Origin of the sequence: Stenotrophomonas sp. PUT21 (assembly GCF_052232875.1) — a bacterium.
GTDB classification, from domain to species: Bacteria; Pseudomonadota; Gammaproteobacteria; order Xanthomonadales; family Xanthomonadaceae; genus Stenotrophomonas; species Stenotrophomonas maltophilia_N.
The window spans coordinates 4,327,058-4,341,585 of sequence record NZ_CP197645.1; the positions used below are offsets into that span (position 1 = coordinate 4,327,058).

13 protein-coding genes are annotated in these 14,528 nt (G+C 66.7%); 9 read left to right on the top strand and 4 right to left on the bottom strand.

All coding sequences use genetic code 11. The features are described from left to right. Positions 1–41: 41 nt before the first annotated feature. The 3 genes from rocF to ACTT2I_RS19335 all read left to right on the top strand — a co-directional run bounded on the left by rocF (position 42) and on the right by ACTT2I_RS19335 (position 1,714). Complete coding sequence (rocF, locus tag ACTT2I_RS19325) at positions 42–962, top strand: arginase (RefSeq protein ID WP_088432423.1); 921 nt, start codon at positions 42–44, stop codon at positions 960–962. Positions 963–1,153: 191 nt separating this feature from the next. After that, a complete protein-coding gene (locus ACTT2I_RS19330) occupies positions 1,154–1,291 on the top strand; it encodes an entericidin A/B family lipoprotein (RefSeq protein WP_019185522.1) in 138 nt (45 codons plus the stop codon). A 201-nt stretch (positions 1,292–1,492) separates the two neighbouring features. Continuing rightward, the gene (locus ACTT2I_RS19335; RefSeq protein WP_019185523.1) at positions 1,493–1,714 is read left to right on the top strand and encodes a CsbD family protein; all 222 of its coding nucleotides are present in this window, start codon (positions 1,493–1,495) and stop codon (positions 1,712–1,714) included. A 90-nt stretch (positions 1,715–1,804) separates the two neighbouring features. On the opposite strand, the gene ACTT2I_RS19340 is transcribed toward ACTT2I_RS19335, so the two are convergent. Next, positions 1,805–2,605, bottom strand: a complete 801-nt coding sequence (locus ACTT2I_RS19340; RefSeq protein WP_421100132.1) for a hypothetical protein — start codon at positions 2,603–2,605, stop codon at positions 1,805–1,807. 107 nt (positions 2,606–2,712) lie between these two features. Between ACTT2I_RS19340 and ACTT2I_RS19345 the strand changes: the two genes are divergently transcribed. The 4 genes from ACTT2I_RS19345 to ACTT2I_RS19360 all read left to right on the top strand — a co-directional run bounded on the left by ACTT2I_RS19345 (position 2,713) and on the right by ACTT2I_RS19360 (position 7,147). Next, the gene (locus ACTT2I_RS19345) at positions 2,713–4,002 is read left to right on the top strand and encodes a tryptophan--tRNA ligase (RefSeq protein WP_421100133.1); all 1,290 of its coding nucleotides are present in this window, start codon (positions 2,713–2,715) and stop codon (positions 4,000–4,002) included. Positions 4,003–4,120: 118 nt separating this feature from the next. Continuing rightward, positions 4,121–4,450, top strand: coding sequence for a hypothetical protein (locus ACTT2I_RS19350; protein ID WP_121044217.1), 330 nt, complete (start codon positions 4,121–4,123; stop codon positions 4,448–4,450). Between the two features lie 40 nt (positions 4,451–4,490). Then, positions 4,491–5,423, top strand: coding sequence for an MBL fold metallo-hydrolase (locus ACTT2I_RS19355; protein ID WP_293983735.1), 933 nt, complete (start codon positions 4,491–4,493; stop codon positions 5,421–5,423). A gap of 71 nt (positions 5,424–5,494) precedes the next feature. Next, positions 5,495–7,147 (top strand): M28 family metallopeptidase, encoded by a 1,653-nt coding sequence (locus ACTT2I_RS19360; RefSeq protein ID WP_421100165.1) that lies wholly within the window; start codon positions 5,495–5,497, stop codon positions 7,145–7,147. A gap of 19 nt (positions 7,148–7,166) precedes the next feature. Here the strand turns inward: ACTT2I_RS19360 and ACTT2I_RS19365 are convergent, their stop codons facing one another. Next, the gene (locus ACTT2I_RS19365; protein ID WP_343238167.1) at positions 7,167–7,607 is read right to left on the bottom strand and encodes a hypothetical protein; all 441 of its coding nucleotides are present in this window, start codon (positions 7,605–7,607) and stop codon (positions 7,167–7,169) included. Beyond that, complete coding sequence (locus tag ACTT2I_RS19370) at positions 7,591–8,925, bottom strand: MFS transporter (protein WP_019185530.1); 1,335 nt, start codon at positions 8,923–8,925, stop codon at positions 7,591–7,593. Before ACTT2I_RS19370 ends, ACTT2I_RS19365 begins: the two co-directional genes overlap by 17 nt. Before the next feature lie 177 nt (positions 8,926–9,102). Between ACTT2I_RS19370 and yedA the strand changes: the two genes are divergently transcribed. Beyond that, positions 9,103–10,005, top strand: coding sequence for a drug/metabolite exporter YedA (gene yedA, locus ACTT2I_RS19375; protein WP_179460465.1), 903 nt, complete (start codon positions 9,103–9,105; stop codon positions 10,003–10,005). After that, a complete protein-coding gene (gene rarD / locus ACTT2I_RS19380) occupies positions 10,002–10,922 on the top strand; it encodes an EamA family transporter RarD (protein WP_088432416.1) in 921 nt (306 codons plus the stop codon). The genes yedA and rarD overlap by 4 nt, the downstream gene beginning before the upstream one ends. Before the next feature lie 777 nt (positions 10,923–11,699). Here rarD and ACTT2I_RS19385 read toward each other — a convergent pair. Further along, positions 11,700–14,522, bottom strand: coding sequence for a TonB-dependent receptor plug domain-containing protein (locus ACTT2I_RS19385; protein WP_421100134.1), 2,823 nt, complete (start codon positions 14,520–14,522; stop codon positions 11,700–11,702). Between the last annotated feature and the right edge of the window lie 6 nt (positions 14,523–14,528).

Consider the following 14,528-nt stretch of genomic DNA (forward strand, 5'->3'; position numbering starts at 1 on the left):
CGCTGGCTATGCTGGTCCTCTTTGCAACGGAGGCAACAGCGATGGCGATGTATTCCCCGGTTTCCCTGATTGGCGTGCCCACCGATATCGGGGCGGGCCACCGTGGCGCGGGTCTGGGACCGGACGCCCTGCGCATCGCGGGCCTGGGGGACGCGCTCACCGCGCGCGGCGTGGACGTGCGCGACCTCGGCAACCTGGACGGCCCGCGCAATCCGTGGACGGCGCCAGTGCAGGGCTACCGCCATCTCGATGAAGTGGTGGCCTGGAACCGTGCACTGATGGAGGCGACCTACGGCGAGCTGCAGGCCGGGCGCATGCCGATCATGCTCGGTGGCGACCACTGTCTCGGGATCGGCTCGATCACCGCGGTTGCGCGCTGGTGCCGCGAACAGGGCAAGGACCTGCGCGTCCTGTGGCTGGATGCGCATTCGGATTTCAACACCAGCGAGGTCACCCCGTCGGGCAACGTACACGGCATGCCGGTGGCCTGCCTGTGTGGGCTGGGCCCGGACGCGCTGACCCGCCTCGGCGGTGACGCACCGGCGATCCGCCCGCAGCAGGTGCACCAGATCGGCATCCGTTCGGTGGACCAGGAAGAGAAGCGCCTGATCAAGCAGCACCAGGTGGATGTCTACGACATGCGCTACATCGACGAAGCCGGCATGAAGCGCACCATGGAGGCGGCGCTGGCCGGCATCGATGCCAACACTCATCTGCACGTCAGCTTCGACGTGGACTTCCTGGACCCGAGCATCGCGCCGGGCGTGGGCACCACGGTGCCGGGCGGGGTCAACTACCGCGAAGCGCAGCTGGTGATGGAGATGATCGCCGACACCGGGCGCATGGGCTCACTGGACATCGTCGAGCTGAATCCGCTGCTCGACAACCGCAACGCCACCGCCGAACTGGCGGTCGATCTGGTCGAAAGCCTGTTCGGAAAATCGACGCTGATGCGCGATTGAGCAGGGCTGGCTGAACCGTATTGGCGTGCATTCACATCCGCTGCACGCCTCTCCCGCCAGATTGCACTTCACGCGGAGCCGTGTGGTTGAACCCACGGCACTGCAGGTCGGGAAGGGGAGCTGCGCTGGCGTGCTCTTCTGACAGGCGGGACCGGATTTCGGTATTGAATTTGAACAACCAGGAGAACCCTATGAAGCGTGTTATCGCACTGATGCTGTTGTCGATGTTCTCGGTGGCCATGCTGTCCGGCTGCAACACCGTTGCCGGTGCCGGCAAGGACGTGCAGAAGGCCGGTGAAACGGTCGAAGGCGCTGCCAAGGGCAACTGATCCAACGGATCAGTCGTCAACGGAAAAGGCCGGGATTTCCCGGCCTTTTTCATGTTCGGTGGATGACGGCGCAACCCGGTGGGGGTGAATCCATTCAAGCTCGTGAGCGCGCGCTTCATCGCCGCTTGACCGCGCGGCAACGCGGCCTGGCGCAATCTGGTCCCACGGCGAGATGGCCGTTGCAATCAAGGAAGCGAACCCATGAACAAAGACATCATTTCCGGCAAGTGGACGCAGCTCAAGGGCAAGGCGCAGGCCAAGTGGGGCGACCTGACCGACGACGATTTCAAGGTGGCCGAGGGCAATGCCGAGTACCTCGCAGGCCGCCTGCAGGAACGCTATGGCTGGGCACGCGACCGCGCTGAAACCGAAGTCCGCGACTTCGAAGCGGCCATGCGCAAGGATTATCCGGATTACCACTGAGTGGTGATCCATGACGACGGCACCGCCGTCGGGGGTTGAAACCGGAACGGGCCGCGAAAGCGGCCCGTTTTTGTTGTCGTGCTTCGGTGATCAGCGACGGCGATAGCGCGGTGGATCGGGCACGTACTGGCCCGGGAACGCCTCGGGCTCATCGCGCGTCCCGGGTTCCACCCGCGCAATGATCCCGCGGGCCACCAGGTTGCGCTCGCTGTCGTAACGGACCTGCACCTGCTGCGCCGGAGACGCGGTGTCGCGCTCGAACGCGGTGTTGCGCACCCGCGACAGCTCGCGTTCGCCGTGGCCGGTGCCCAGTTGGGGTGCCGGGGCGGTGGACCCGGTCACGCGGGCGTTTTCCATGGCCGACGAGCGTGCCTGCGGGCGCGCCTTGGCATCTGCGGAGCCGGCCACGGCGGGCGCGGCTTCCCATGACACCCGGCCCGCCTCGCGGAACACGGCCACGCCGATCACGCCGATGTTGGCCGGGCGTCCGGTGCGGCCGGCATAGCTGCGCTCCGGATCGGTGAACACGAACTGGGCGACCTCGTCGGCGGATTTGCGCCAGCCGTGGATATCGGTGGTCTGCCACGGGTTGAGCACGTAGCCGGTCTGGTGCGGGGCCGCCACCTCGCCGCTGATGGCATTCAGGCCATCGACCGAGAGCACCACCAGCACGCGCTCGGCGCTGCCGTTGCGCAGGCGTACGCTGTAACGGTGGCCCTGTTGGCCGGCGATCCAGCGCTGGCCGTGCTGGCGGTACTGGGTCAGGGCGTGGCCGCTGTCGCGGTCGATCACGGTCAGGTGCACCGGGCCGGTGTCGTAGCGAAGCGGGACCGCCGGTTTGAAGCCGCACAGGGCCAGCACGGCAAGCAGGGGCAGGATCAGGCGTTTCATGGCAGGGCTCCACAGGGCAGGTGCAGGATCAAACGCACGGGCCCGGCCGACGGGGTCGAGCGCAGGCAGGTAAACTGGGGCGGTTCATCTGTCCGCATTGATTCCCCATGACTACCCGCGTTCTTACCGGCATCACCCCCTCCGGCACGCCCCACCTGGGCAACTACGTCGGCGCCATCCGTCCGGCGATCACCGCCAGCCAGGCCTCGGATATCGAGAGCTTCTTCTTCCTGGCCGACCTGCACAGCCTGATCAAGGCGCAGGAGCCGGAGCGCACCCAGCGCTCCACGCTGGAGATCGCGGCAAGTTGGCTGGCGTGCGGGCTGGATCCGGACAAGGTGTGGTTCTACCGGCAGAGCGACATCCCCGAAACCACCGAGTTGATGTGGTTCCTGACCGTGATCGCCAGCAAGGGCATCCTCAACCGCGCCCATGCCTACAAGGCCGCCGTGGACAAGAACCGCGAGGAACAGCTGGATGACGATGCCGGCGTCAGCGCGGGGCTGTTCATGTACCCGGTGCTGATGGCGGCCGACATCCTGATCTTCAAGGCCAACCGCGTGCCGGTCGGCCGCGACCAGATCCAGCACATCGAGATGGCGCGCGATTTCGCGCAGCGCTTCAACCACGTCTACGGCCAGGAGTTCTTCCCGCTGCCCGAGGTGGTGATCGATGAGCAGGTCGCTACGCTGGCGGGCCTGGACGGCCGCAAGATGAGCAAGAGTTACCACAACACCATTCCGCTGTTCGCACCCCGCGCGGAGCTGAAGAAGCTGGTGTTCTCCATCCTCACCGATTCGCGCGCACCCGGTGAGCCCAAGAGCACCGAAGGCTCGGCACTGTTCCAGATGTATCAGGCCTTCGCCACCGCGGAGCAGACCGCTGCATTCGCGCAGGCCTTCGCCGAGGGCATCAGCTGGGGCGATGCCAAGCAGCAGCTGTTCGAGCGCATCGACAGCGAGATCACCCCGCTGCGCGAGCGTTATGACGCGCTGATGGCCGAGCCGGAAAAGATCGAAGCGCTGCTGCGCCGTCGTGGGCAGCAGCTGCGCGAGCAGTTCGCGGTGCCGCTGCTGAAGGAGCTGCGCCATGCGGTTGGCCTGCGCGATCTGTCCACCGCCGGTGACGTGCCCAGCGAAGAAAGCGGGGCCGCGCGCGCGGCACCGCCGCTGTTCAAGCAGTACCGCGAAAAGGACGGCCGCTTCTACTTCAAGCTGCAGGCAGGTGATGGCACCCTGCTGATCCAGAGCGAGGGCTTCGATTCGCCGCGCGACGCCGGTCAGCTGATCGGCGTGCTCAAGCAGACCGAGCACGGTGACGGGCTGCAGAGCGAACTGTTCAAGCTCGAGGCCGAGGTGGACGTGGTGTTGGCCGCACTGCAGGCACTGCGCGAGTAACGCTGGCCGGCAACCAAGCCACCGCGCCATCCGGCAGGCATCGACGCTTGGTCGGTGCCCTCGCTATGGCATGATGCCCCTGCACGCCGCGGGGCGTGCGCCTGCACGGGAGACTGCGATGGCCTGGTTGTCGTTGTTGTTGTTCCTGCCCTGGTTCGTGCTGTTGGGCACGCTGTACTGGTTGTTCCCCCGCCAGCCGCGTGGCACCGCGCGCCGCCTGTTCGATGGCGCCGCGCTGGTGCTGGCCTTCGTGCTGAGCATCCTGGCGATGCTGTGGGGCCATCACATCGGCGTGGTCCAGAACGATGCCGGGCCGATCTGGCGACAGGTGCTGGCCGTGCTCTACGCCTACGGTGCATTCCTGGCGGTGATGGTGGCCGCGGTGCTGCTGCGTGGGCCACTGCTGAGCGCGACTGCGACCAAAGCCGCATCGAAGCCGCTGCACTGATCGACGTAAGATGGGGGCGTTTCGTGCCAGGGATGTGTTGATGCACTCCGACCCCAGCATTCATACGATCGACACCGCGTTCCAGCGCGATGATTTCGACGCCGCTTACCTGATCGTCGAGAACGGCCGGGCGGCCTTCATCGATTGCGGCACCGGCCTGGCCGTGCCGGCGATGCTCGCCGCGCTGACGCGCGCCGGCTGCGCGCCCGAGCAGGTCGATTGGCTGATCCTCACCCATGTGCACCTGGACCATGCCGGGGGCGCCGGCCTGCTGATGCAGCAGTTGCCCAACGCCACCGTGGTGGTGCATCCGCGCGGTGCGCCGCACATGATCGATCCGACCCGCCTGATCGCCGGGGCCACCGAGGTGTATGGCGAGGCCGAAATCGCGCGCAGCTATGGGCCGATCCTGGCGGTCGCCGCAGACCGGGTGGTGATCGCAGAAGATGGCCACACGGTGGATCTGGCCGGCCGCCCGCTGCTATGCGTGGATACCCCCGGGCATGCACGCCATCACCTGTGCGTGTGGGATGCGCGCAGCCGCAGCTGGTTCACCGGGGACACCTTCGGGCTGTCCTACCGCGAGCTGGACAGCGCGCAGGGTGCGTTCATCGTGCCCACCTCCTCGCCGGTGCAGTTCGACCCGGAGCCGCTGAAACAGTCGATCGCGAAGATGCTGGCGCATGACCCGCAGGCGATGTACCTGACCCACTACGGGCGCGTAGCACCGCCGCGCAAGCTGGCAGCGGATCTGGTCGAGCAGATCGACGCGATGGTCGAGATCGGCCGCCAATGCGATGGGCGCCCGGATCGGCATCGGTGCCTGGTCGCCGCGCTGACCGCGCTCTACCTCGAACGCGCCCAGGCCCACGGCTGCCCGCTCGACGATGCGGCGGTGACCCGGGTGCTGGCGATGGATATCGAACTCAACGCACAGGGCCTGGCCTGCTGGCTGGATCGCGATCGGCGCTAGTGCACGGTCACGGGGGTGTCACGTTACACTCCGGTGTCCTGTTTTCCGCCCTGGTGTCTGCCGTGAATCCGATGCGCATGCTGCTGCTGTCGTCCTGCCTGTTCGTGGGCGGCCTGGCCCACGCCGCCAATGACCTGCCCGGTGGCGGCATCGACCCGCAGGCCCTGTCGCGGCATGTACGCATCCTGGCCTCGGACGAATTCGAAGGCCGCGCCCCGGCCACGCCCGGCGAAGAGCGCACCGTCCAGTACCTGATCGAAGAATTCAAGACGTACGGCCTGCAGCCCGGCGGCGTCGACGGCAGCTGGGTGCAGCCGGTCCCGATGGTGCGTGCGCAGGTGGACGGTCCGGTGCGCGCGCAGCTGCGCCAGAAGGGCAAGCAGCGCACCCTGACCAATGGCGAGGACGTGACCCTGCAGAGCCTGCGCCCGCAGGACGCGGTGGCGATCAGCAATGCCCCGCTGGTGTTCGTCGGCTACGGCATCGATGCCCCCGAGCGTCACTGGAACGATTACAAGGACGTCGATCTGCACGGCAAGATCGCCGTGGTGCTGATCAACGATGCGGACTTCGAAGCCGACCAGCCGGGCGCGTTCGATGGCAAGGCCGTGACTTATTACGGCCGCTGGACGTACAAATTCGAAGAAGCCGCGCGCCGCGGTGCGCAGGGCGTGCTGATCGTGCACGAGACCGCGCCGGCCGCGTATGGCTGGGCCACGGTGAAGAGCTCGGGCACCTCGCCGCTGTTCGATATCGAACGCACCCGCGAGCAGGCCCTGGCCCAGCACGTACCGGTGCGCGGCTGGATGCAGCGCAGCCTGGCCGAGCAGCTGTTCCGCGATGCGGGCCTAGATTTCGAGGCCGAGAAGCGCCGTGCGATGACCCCGGCCTTCAGGCCGGTCGCGCTGGGCGATGCGCAGCTCTCGGTGGACTTCAAGCTCAAGCGCGAGCAGGTGATCACCCGCAACGTGGTGGCCAAGCTGCCGGGCGGCGCGCACGCCGATGAAGCGGTGATCTTCTCCGCGCATTGGGACGCCTTCGGCATCGGCCAGCCCGATGCCAAGGGCGACCGCATCCGCCGCGGCGCGATCGACAACGCCACCGGCGTGGCCACCGTGCTGGAGCTGGGCCGCGTCTTCGCTGCCGGCCCGCAGCCGCAGCGCACGCTGTACTTCGTGGCGCTGACCGCCGAAGAGAAGGGCCTGCTCGGCGCCAGCTATTACGCCGCGCACCCGCTGGCCCCACTGGACAAGACCGCGGCCGTGTTGAACATCGAGATGTTCAGCCCGGATGGCCCGACCCGCGACATCGCCTCGTGGGGCAAGGGCCGGGTCTCGCTGGAAGGGGATCTGGAGCGCGTGGCCAAGGCACGTGGCCGCACCTACTCGCCCGATCCGAACCTGGAAGCCGGGTTCTTCTACCGTGCCGACCACTTTGCCTTCGCCCGTCTCGGCGTGCCGGCGATCACCATCGGGCCCGGGCTGGACATGCGCGAGGGTGGCGTGGAGAAGGGCCGTGAACTGCGCGATGCGTACTTCGCCGCCTGCTACCACCAGGCCTGCGATGCGTGGACCCCGAGCTGGGACCCGAGTGGCCATGCCGCCGACACCCTGCTGGTCTACGACCTGGGCGCGGAACTGGCCAACAGCCGTCGCTGGCCGCAGTGGGAAGAAGGGTCCGAATTCCGCGCCGAGCGCGAGAAGAGCGAATCGGCGCGCCGTTGAGCCGGGCCGCCGGCGGCGCTCAGCGCCGCCGCAACAGGCGCCAGGCGCCCCAGCCACTGGCCGCGAGCGCGGCCAGGTAGCAGGCAATCATCCAGCCGAACCGCGTCGGCTGGGTGGCCGCACTGGCGACATGCCGGCCGAAGCGCAGCTGCAGCACGCTGTGCCCGCTGCCCAGATCAGCCGCCAGTTGCAGCACCAGCGCGGTCACTACCGCCAACAGCGCCACACCGAAGCCGATCCGCGGCCAGCGGGCCTGTGCCGATGGGCGTCGCAGCAGCCACGCCACGGTCGTGCCTGCGGCGAGCACGGCAGCCACCCATAGCAATGCAGCGCCCGCGGGGGCGCTGGTTGCGTGGGCGGAAGGGCTGGCCTGGGCGAACGCCGGGACCAGCATCGCCAGCATCCACCCACCCCGCCTGAGCGCGGGGTGGGCCATGCGGCGGTTACTTGCGCGTGCCATCAAGCCAGTTCGGGCCCTTGTTGGTCAGGAAGAACATGTAGACCACCAGCGACACCGCGATGATCGCCGTGACGTACACCGCGAACATGCCGACCTGGCCGGTCTTCAGCGCACCCTGGTACAGCAGCGGCGCGGTACCACCGAACAGCGAGTTGGCCATCGCATAACCGAAGCCCACACCCAGTGCGCGCACATGGGTCGGGAACAGTTCGGCCTTGACCACCGCGTTGATCGAGGTATAGCCGGTCAGGATCACGAAGCCGATGCCCAGAACCAGGAAGGCCATGAACGGATCGTGCTGGTTGGGCAGTTCGGTGATCAGGTACCAGCTGTACAGCACGCCGCCGATCCCGAAGAACACCAGCAGGCTCTTGCGCCCGACCATGTCCGACAGCCAGCCGCCGATCGGCTGCAGCACCATCAGGAAGGTCAGCACGCCGAGGTTGATCATCGTACCGGTCATGACGTCATCGCCCGCGAACGCGCTCTGGATCATCTTCGGCCCGTTGACCGAGTAGGTGTAGAACGCGACGGTGCCGCCGGCGGTGATCAGGAAGCACAGCAGCAGTGGACGCCACTGGTTGACGAACAGCTCACGCATCGAGCCGGAGGCCTTGGCGCGGCCGTCGCGCGCGGCGTCGATGGAATCGGACTGCAGCGACTCATCCATGCTGCGGCGCAGCCAGAACACCACGATCGCCGCGACGCCGCCAATGCCGAACGCCACGCGCCAGCCCCAGGCGGAGATTTCCGGCTTGCCCCAGAAGGTCAGCATGCCCAACAGGGTCAGCTGCGCCAGCACGTGGCCGCCGACCAGGGTGACGTAATGGAACGAGGACAGGAAGCCGCGGCGGCCGGGAATGGCGGCCTCGGACATGTAGGTGGCACTGGTGCCGTACTCGCCCCCGGTGGCAAAGCCCTGCAGCAGGCGCGCGAACAGCAGGATCACCGCTGCCCAGATGCCGATCTGCGAGGCGGTCGGGGTGATCGCGATCAGGAACGAGCAGGCGGCCATCACCGTGACCGAGACGGTCAGCGCCAGGCGGCGGCCGTAGCGGTCGGCGAAGCGGCCGAAGTACCACGCGCCGATCGGGCGCATCAGGAAGGTGGCGGCGAAGATCGCCCACACATACATCGTGGAGTTCTTGTCGGCGGCCGAGAAGAACTGGGATTCGAAATAGACCGCAAAGACCGAGTAGACGTAGACGTCATACCACTCGACCAGATTGCCGGCCGAGCCTTTGAGGGTATTGGAGATGGAGCGCCGCAGGGCGGCCCGTTCGGGGTGTGCCGCAGTGGCGGGGACGGAAGTGCTCATGCAGGGTAGGGGTCCTGGCTGGGAAGCGTTGATTGCTCTTGTTACCTTACCGCACGTCAAAAACGGGTGCGTGTCAGGCATCACGGTGCGGCCGGATGAAATCAGCGTGCCAGCACAAAGGGTGCCGCGCCATCGGCAACGGCCTAGAATTCGTGTTCCCCCGCACCGTGGTGGCCCATGGCCGTCCTACCCGAATCCCCGTCGGCCGCTCCCCGCAGCGGCCTGGTCGTCCTGGCGCTGCTGCTGGTGTACGTGGTCTGGGGGTCCACCTATCTGGGGATCCGGCTGGCGCTGGAGGGCGGCGCACTGCCGCTGACGATGGTCTCCGGCGGCCGCTTCATCATCGCCGGTTCGCTGATGTACGCCGTGCTGCGCTGGCGTGGCTCGCCTGCGCCGACCCGGCGCCAGTGGCGCAACCTGGCGATCATGGGCCTGACCATGCTGGTGCTGGGCAACGGCATGGTGGTGCTGGCCGAGCGCACGGTGTCCTCGGGCCTGGCCGCCACGGCCGTCGCCTCGGTACCGCTGTGGATGGCCCTGTTCGGCGCCATGCGCGGGCAGAACGCCAGCCGCGGGGAATGGCTGGGTATCGCGATCGGCTTCCTCGGCGTGGTCTGGCTCAACGCCGGCAGCAGCCTGACCGCCTCCCCGCAGGGCCTGATCCTGCTGCTGATCGCCCCGATCGGCTGGGCCTTCGGCTCGATCTGGGCGCGTGGCCTGGACCTGCCCAGCCCGTTCATGACCGCCGCCGGGCAGATGCTCTGCGGTGGCGCGATGCTGATCGTGCTCGGCCTGCTCAGCGGCGAACGCCCGACCACCTGGCCCAGCATGAATGGGCTGCTGGCGGTGGCCTACCTGTGCATGTTCGGCTCGATCGTCGCCTTCACCGCCTACGTGTGGCTGCTGCACAACGTGCGCCCGGCGCTGGTGGCCAGCTATGCCTACGTCAATCCGGTGATCGCGGTGATCCTGGGCGTGATCATCGGCAACGAGCATTTCGGCGGGCGTGACCTGCTGGCGATGGCGGTGATCCTGGCCGGCGTGGTGGTGCTGACCCTGGCCCGGACGCGCGCGAAGTGAGCCTGCCGGCCCCACACAGCCTGCAGGAGCAGCGCCGCGGCTTTGCGATCACCGCTTTCACCTTCACCCTGTGGGGTCTGGTGCCGGTCTACTGGCACCTGCTCCGGGCGATACCCTCGCAGCAGATCATCGCGCACCGCATCATCTGGAGCACGGTGCTGGTGGTGGCCTGGCTGCTGTTGAGCAACGGCCTGGGCTGGTGGAAGGCCATCGCCGCCCAGCCGCGCGCGCTGCCGACGCTGGCGCTGAGCAGCGTGGCGATCGCGTTCAACTGGGGCCTGTACATCTGGGCGATCAACGCCGGGCATGTGATCGAAACCAGCCTGGGGTACTTCATCAATCCGCTGGTAAGCGTGGTGCTCGGCGTGGTGGTGCTCAAAGAGCGCCTGCGGCGCCTGCAGTGGCTCGCAGTGGGGTGCGCGGCCCTGGGCGTGGCCTGGCTGACCGTCGACGCGGGCACGCCGCCCTGGATCGCGCTGGGGCTGGCCTGTTCGTTCGGCCTTTACGGGCTGCTGCGCAAGATGATCTCGGTGGACCCGGTGGCGGGGCTCGGGGTGGAGAGTCTGTATCTGTTCCTGCCGGCGATCGGGTTTGCGCTGTGGAGCGAGAACGGACACGGCGGTGGTTTCTTCAGTGGCTGGGGTTGGCGCAACGATGCGCTGTTGATTTTCGGCGGTGCGGTGACGGCGTTGCCGTTGATCGGGTTTGCGTACGGGGTGAAGCGGATTCCGCTGTCGCTGGTGGGGATCCTGCAGTACATCGCGCCGAGCCTGGGCCTGCTGTTGGGCGTGTTCTTCTTCCGCGAGCCGTTCGATACGGCCAAGGCGGTGGGCTTCGCTGCGATCTGGACCGGGCTGCTGTTGTTCATCGGCGACGGGGTGTGGCGATCGCGGGCGGGTGGTGCGTTGAAGCGCTGAAAGCCTGAAAGCCTGAAAGCCTGAAAGCCTGAAGGCGGGAGCCTTGGTTTGCTGGGCCGCCTGGCCAGGCGGGGTGTGGGTGGGTGCGCGGGACCCGCCGTGAACCCATCCATGGGGGCTCATATGCCGCCATCCATGGCGGCATATGGTCCCGCACACCCACCCACACCCCGCCTCCGACAGGGGGCTGGTGGCCAAGGTCAAAGCGACGGGCGGCTCGGCACTTCGGCGCCATTGCTGTCTCACCGAGCGCATTGATCTGGTGGAAGCAACGCCGGTTGAAGCGTGGACACGACGGAGCGCAGCCACGACAGAGCGTAGCCAAGCAGGTCGAGCGAACTTGCGCGGAGTCTGTGAGGCAGAGCAAAGCAACGCCGAGCCCATCAAGCTGGGCGGATCAAAGTCGAGCAGATCAAAAGCCGCAGCCGGGTTGCCGCGTTTCCGTTGCGCACCAGCCCACTGTCAAAGGGTGGGCACGGGTGGGTTGGCGGGACCATATGCCGCCATGGATGGCGGCATATGAGCTTACATGGACGTACTTGCAGCGGGTCCCGACAACCCACCCGTGACCGCCCAAGCCAGGGCGAGTCCAGCACTAAAGCAGTTGCTCTGAGCGCTGTTGCTCCAACAGCTGTTGCTCTAAGGGCCGCTGCTCTAGGAGCCGTTGCTCCAATAAGATCCAAAAAAAGACGGCGCCCGAAGGCGCCGTCTTACTTCCACTCAGCGGCTTGGAGAGAGTAAGCCGCAGATCAGAAAGGGATGATCAGGCGAACCCGATCAGAAACGCTGCTGGTACTTCATGTACATATAGCGGCCGATATCGAACCCACCGTAGTACGTGAAGCTGCTGTTCGGCTGGCTGTACATGATCGGACCCTGATGGTCGAACACATTGTTCACACCCATCGAGACCGTGCCATTCCACGGCAGCACATAGCGCACCTGGATATCGTGGAAGGTGTTCGACCCCACCTTGTTGACGCCCTGGCGGCCCGTGTACGCCGAACTGAAGCCCGGATTGCTGCACTCGGTCGTGTACGCACAGTTCTCCTTCATGCTGGAGTAGTAACGCGCCGTCCAGCCGAGGCCGAAGTTGCCGTACTGATAATCCAGGTTGAAGTTAGAACGCACGCGGAAGTTGCCTTCCCAGCCCGTGTACTGACGTACCGGCGTGGTATCGACGTTGTCGTTCTTGCGCTCCAGGTAATCCACGTAGGTGGTGTTCCAGGAGACCGCGAACTTGCCGATCGCCATTTCCGGCAGGCGGTAACGCACCGAGAGGTCATAGCCGGCGGTTTCCTGGTAGCCCGCGTTGAGCAGCGTGCGGTCCAGACCGTTGACCTGGCCGAGGGTGCGGCCGGACTTGGCACGGGTGAAGCGGTCGCATGCCGCATCCACGCCCAGCACATAGCACTGGTTGAGCATGTCCGTGGCCGACTCACCGACGATCACGTCGTTGATGCGGATCTTCCACCAGTCCAGGCTCAGGTCCAGGCCCGAGACGAACTCCGGGCTGTAGACCACGCCCACGGTCCAGGTCTTGGCGGTTTCCGGCTTCAGCGCGGCGTTGGAGCCCGAGCTGAAGTCGGTGCCACCCTGCTGGCCCGGTACCGTCGCGGCGGTGCCGTCAGCGGCGAGCTGGCGGAAGTTGGCCGGGACACCATTGGCCAGGCAGCGCGCCAGGACCTGCGGGTTGTTGGCGGCCGCACCGAAGCTGGTGTCGCACGGATCGGTGTACGAGTCACGCGTGCTGGTGGTGCCGCCGTACAGATCTTCCACGGTCGGGGCACGGAAGCCGGTGCCGTAGGTGGCGCGCACCAGCAGGCTGTCGATCGGCTTCCACTTCAGGCCGAACTTGGTGTTCGTGGTCGAGCCGAAGTTGTTGTAGTCCGAGTAACGGCCAGCCATGTCCAGCGACAGCTCGCGCGCGAAGGCCATGTCGGCCAGCAGCGGAACCTGCAGTTCCAGGTAGACCTCGTTGAGCGAGTAATCGCCCTGGGTCGGCTGGCCGGTGGTGCCGGCGATCTGGCCCTTCTGGACCATCAGGTCCGGGGAGTAGCTGGCTTCTTCGCTGCGGTGCTCGACACCCAGTGCACCCAGGATGTCACCGGCCGGCAGGCTGAACAGCGAGCCGGAGATGTTCGCGCTGGCCACCTTGGTGGTGCTCTGCATCTTGTCGGTGAAGCGGGTGAACAGGAAGTCCTGCACGTCCTGGTTGCTCAGCGAGCCCGGGCCGGTGTAGCCCATCGGGGCCAGCGGGTTCCACGGGGTGCAGCCGGCGATCACGTTGCCGACGCTGCCGCAATGGGCGACGTTGTTGGCATCCAGGAACGACGGGCCAACCGACTGGTTCACGTTCGGCTGGTACATGCTGCCCGTGCCGATGCGCTCGCCTTCATTGCGGTTGTACATGTAGCTGACGTTCCAGTCCCAGTAACGCGAACCGGTTTCGAAGCTGCCTTCCAGGCCCAGGCTGGCGCGCTTGGTGGTCAGGTTGTTTTCGGTGCCGCGCGGCAGCTCTTCGGTACGGTGCGCGAAGGCAACGTCACGACCGAACGGGTTGAACGCGCTGTCCTTGGACAGCAGCGCACGCGAACCGGTGCTCTGGTACGGGTAGCCGGCCAGCTGCTTGCTGGACTCGCGCTCGCTGTACAGCGCATCGGCGACCAGGCGCAGGTCGTCGGTGATCGAGAAGCCACCATTGGCGAACACCGATTTGCGCTGCAGCCCGGTGACCAGGCTCATGTTGGTCTTGGTGTTGGCGTCGTTGGCCTTGTCGGCCGGCTTGAAATTGCCCAGCTGGGTCGGATCGCCGCCCGGGCCCACGCTGAGGTTCTTGCCATCCACGGTCGCGTAGCCCCACGGGGTCACGCCGCTCAGGCCGTCGCCGGTGTGGCGCGGGCCGTTCGGGTACGCGGTGAACTCACGCGCGCCGCCCAGGACCGGATCTTCGTCGGTGTATTCGCCACCCACGGTGACCCAGCCACGGTCGAAGGTCTTGCCGAAGGTCGCGCTGTAGGCGGTCTTCTGGCCGTCGCCTTCGCTGTACTGGCCGACGTAGGCGCTGACTTCGGCACCGTCGAAGTTCTTGCGGGTGATGATGTTGACCACGCCGGCGATGGCGTCCGAGCCGTACAGGGCCGAGGCACCGTCGGTCAGCACTTCCACGCGCTCCACGATCGAGGACGGGATCGAGGCCAGATCGGAGTAACCGCCGGCGCTGACGCCCATGCGGCGGCCGTCGATCAGCACCAGGCTGCGTTCCGGGCCCAGGTTGCGCAGGCTCACGTACATGCCGCCGAAGTCGCGACCCGATTCCAGCGAGGAGGCACGGCTCATGCTCGGCGAACCGGCAGCGGTGACGTCCTGCAGGATGTCGGCGACGTTGACGTAGCCCTTCTTCTCGATCTCGGCGCGGTTCAGCGCGACGACCGGCTGGGCGGACTCGACGCTGGCCTGGCGGATGCGCGAGCCGGTGATCTCGATGCGATCCAGGTTGGTGGTGCCGTCATCGGCACTCTGTGCGAAGGCGGGGGCACTGCAGCTGGCGACAAGCGCGATGGCGATCGCGTTGCGCAGCGGATTGGTCTTCAAATACATCCGTGC

Bases quoted from the DNA above. Each gene is read 5' to 3' on its own strand.
- ACTT2I_RS19345 (WP_421100133.1), top strand. From the start codon at position 2,713: ATGACTACCCGCGTTCTTACCGGCATCACCCCCTCCGGCACGCCCCAC.
- ACTT2I_RS19350 (WP_121044217.1), top strand. From the start codon at position 4,121: ATGGCCTGGTTGTCGTTGTTGTTGTTCCTGCCCTGGTTCGTGCTGTTG.
- ACTT2I_RS19365 (WP_343238167.1), bottom strand. From the start codon at position 7,607: ATGGCACGCGCAAGTAACCGCCGCATGGCCCACCCCGCGCTCAGGCGG.
- ACTT2I_RS19330 (WP_019185522.1), top strand. From the start codon at position 1,154: ATGAAGCGTGTTATCGCACTGATGCTGTTGTCGATGTTCTCGGTGGCC.
- ACTT2I_RS19335 (WP_019185523.1), top strand. From the start codon at position 1,493: ATGAACAAAGACATCATTTCCGGCAAGTGGACGCAGCTCAAGGGCAAG.
- ACTT2I_RS19385 (WP_421100134.1), bottom strand. From the start codon at position 14,522: ATGTATTTGAAGACCAATCCGCTGCGCAACGCGATCGCCATCGCGCTT.
- yedA (WP_179460465.1), top strand. From the start codon at position 9,103: ATGGCCGTCCTACCCGAATCCCCGTCGGCCGCTCCCCGCAGCGGCCTG.
- ACTT2I_RS19355 (WP_293983735.1), top strand. From the start codon at position 4,491: ATGCACTCCGACCCCAGCATTCATACGATCGACACCGCGTTCCAGCGC.
- rocF (WP_088432423.1), top strand. From the start codon at position 42: ATGGCGATGTATTCCCCGGTTTCCCTGATTGGCGTGCCCACCGATATC.
- ACTT2I_RS19370 (WP_019185530.1), bottom strand. From the start codon at position 8,925: ATGAGCACTTCCGTCCCCGCCACTGCGGCACACCCCGAACGGGCCGCC.
- ACTT2I_RS19360 (WP_421100165.1), top strand. From the start codon at position 5,495: ATGCGCATGCTGCTGCTGTCGTCCTGCCTGTTCGTGGGCGGCCTGGCC.
- ACTT2I_RS19340 (WP_421100132.1), bottom strand. From the start codon at position 2,605: ATGAAACGCCTGATCCTGCCCCTGCTTGCCGTGCTGGCCCTGTGCGGC.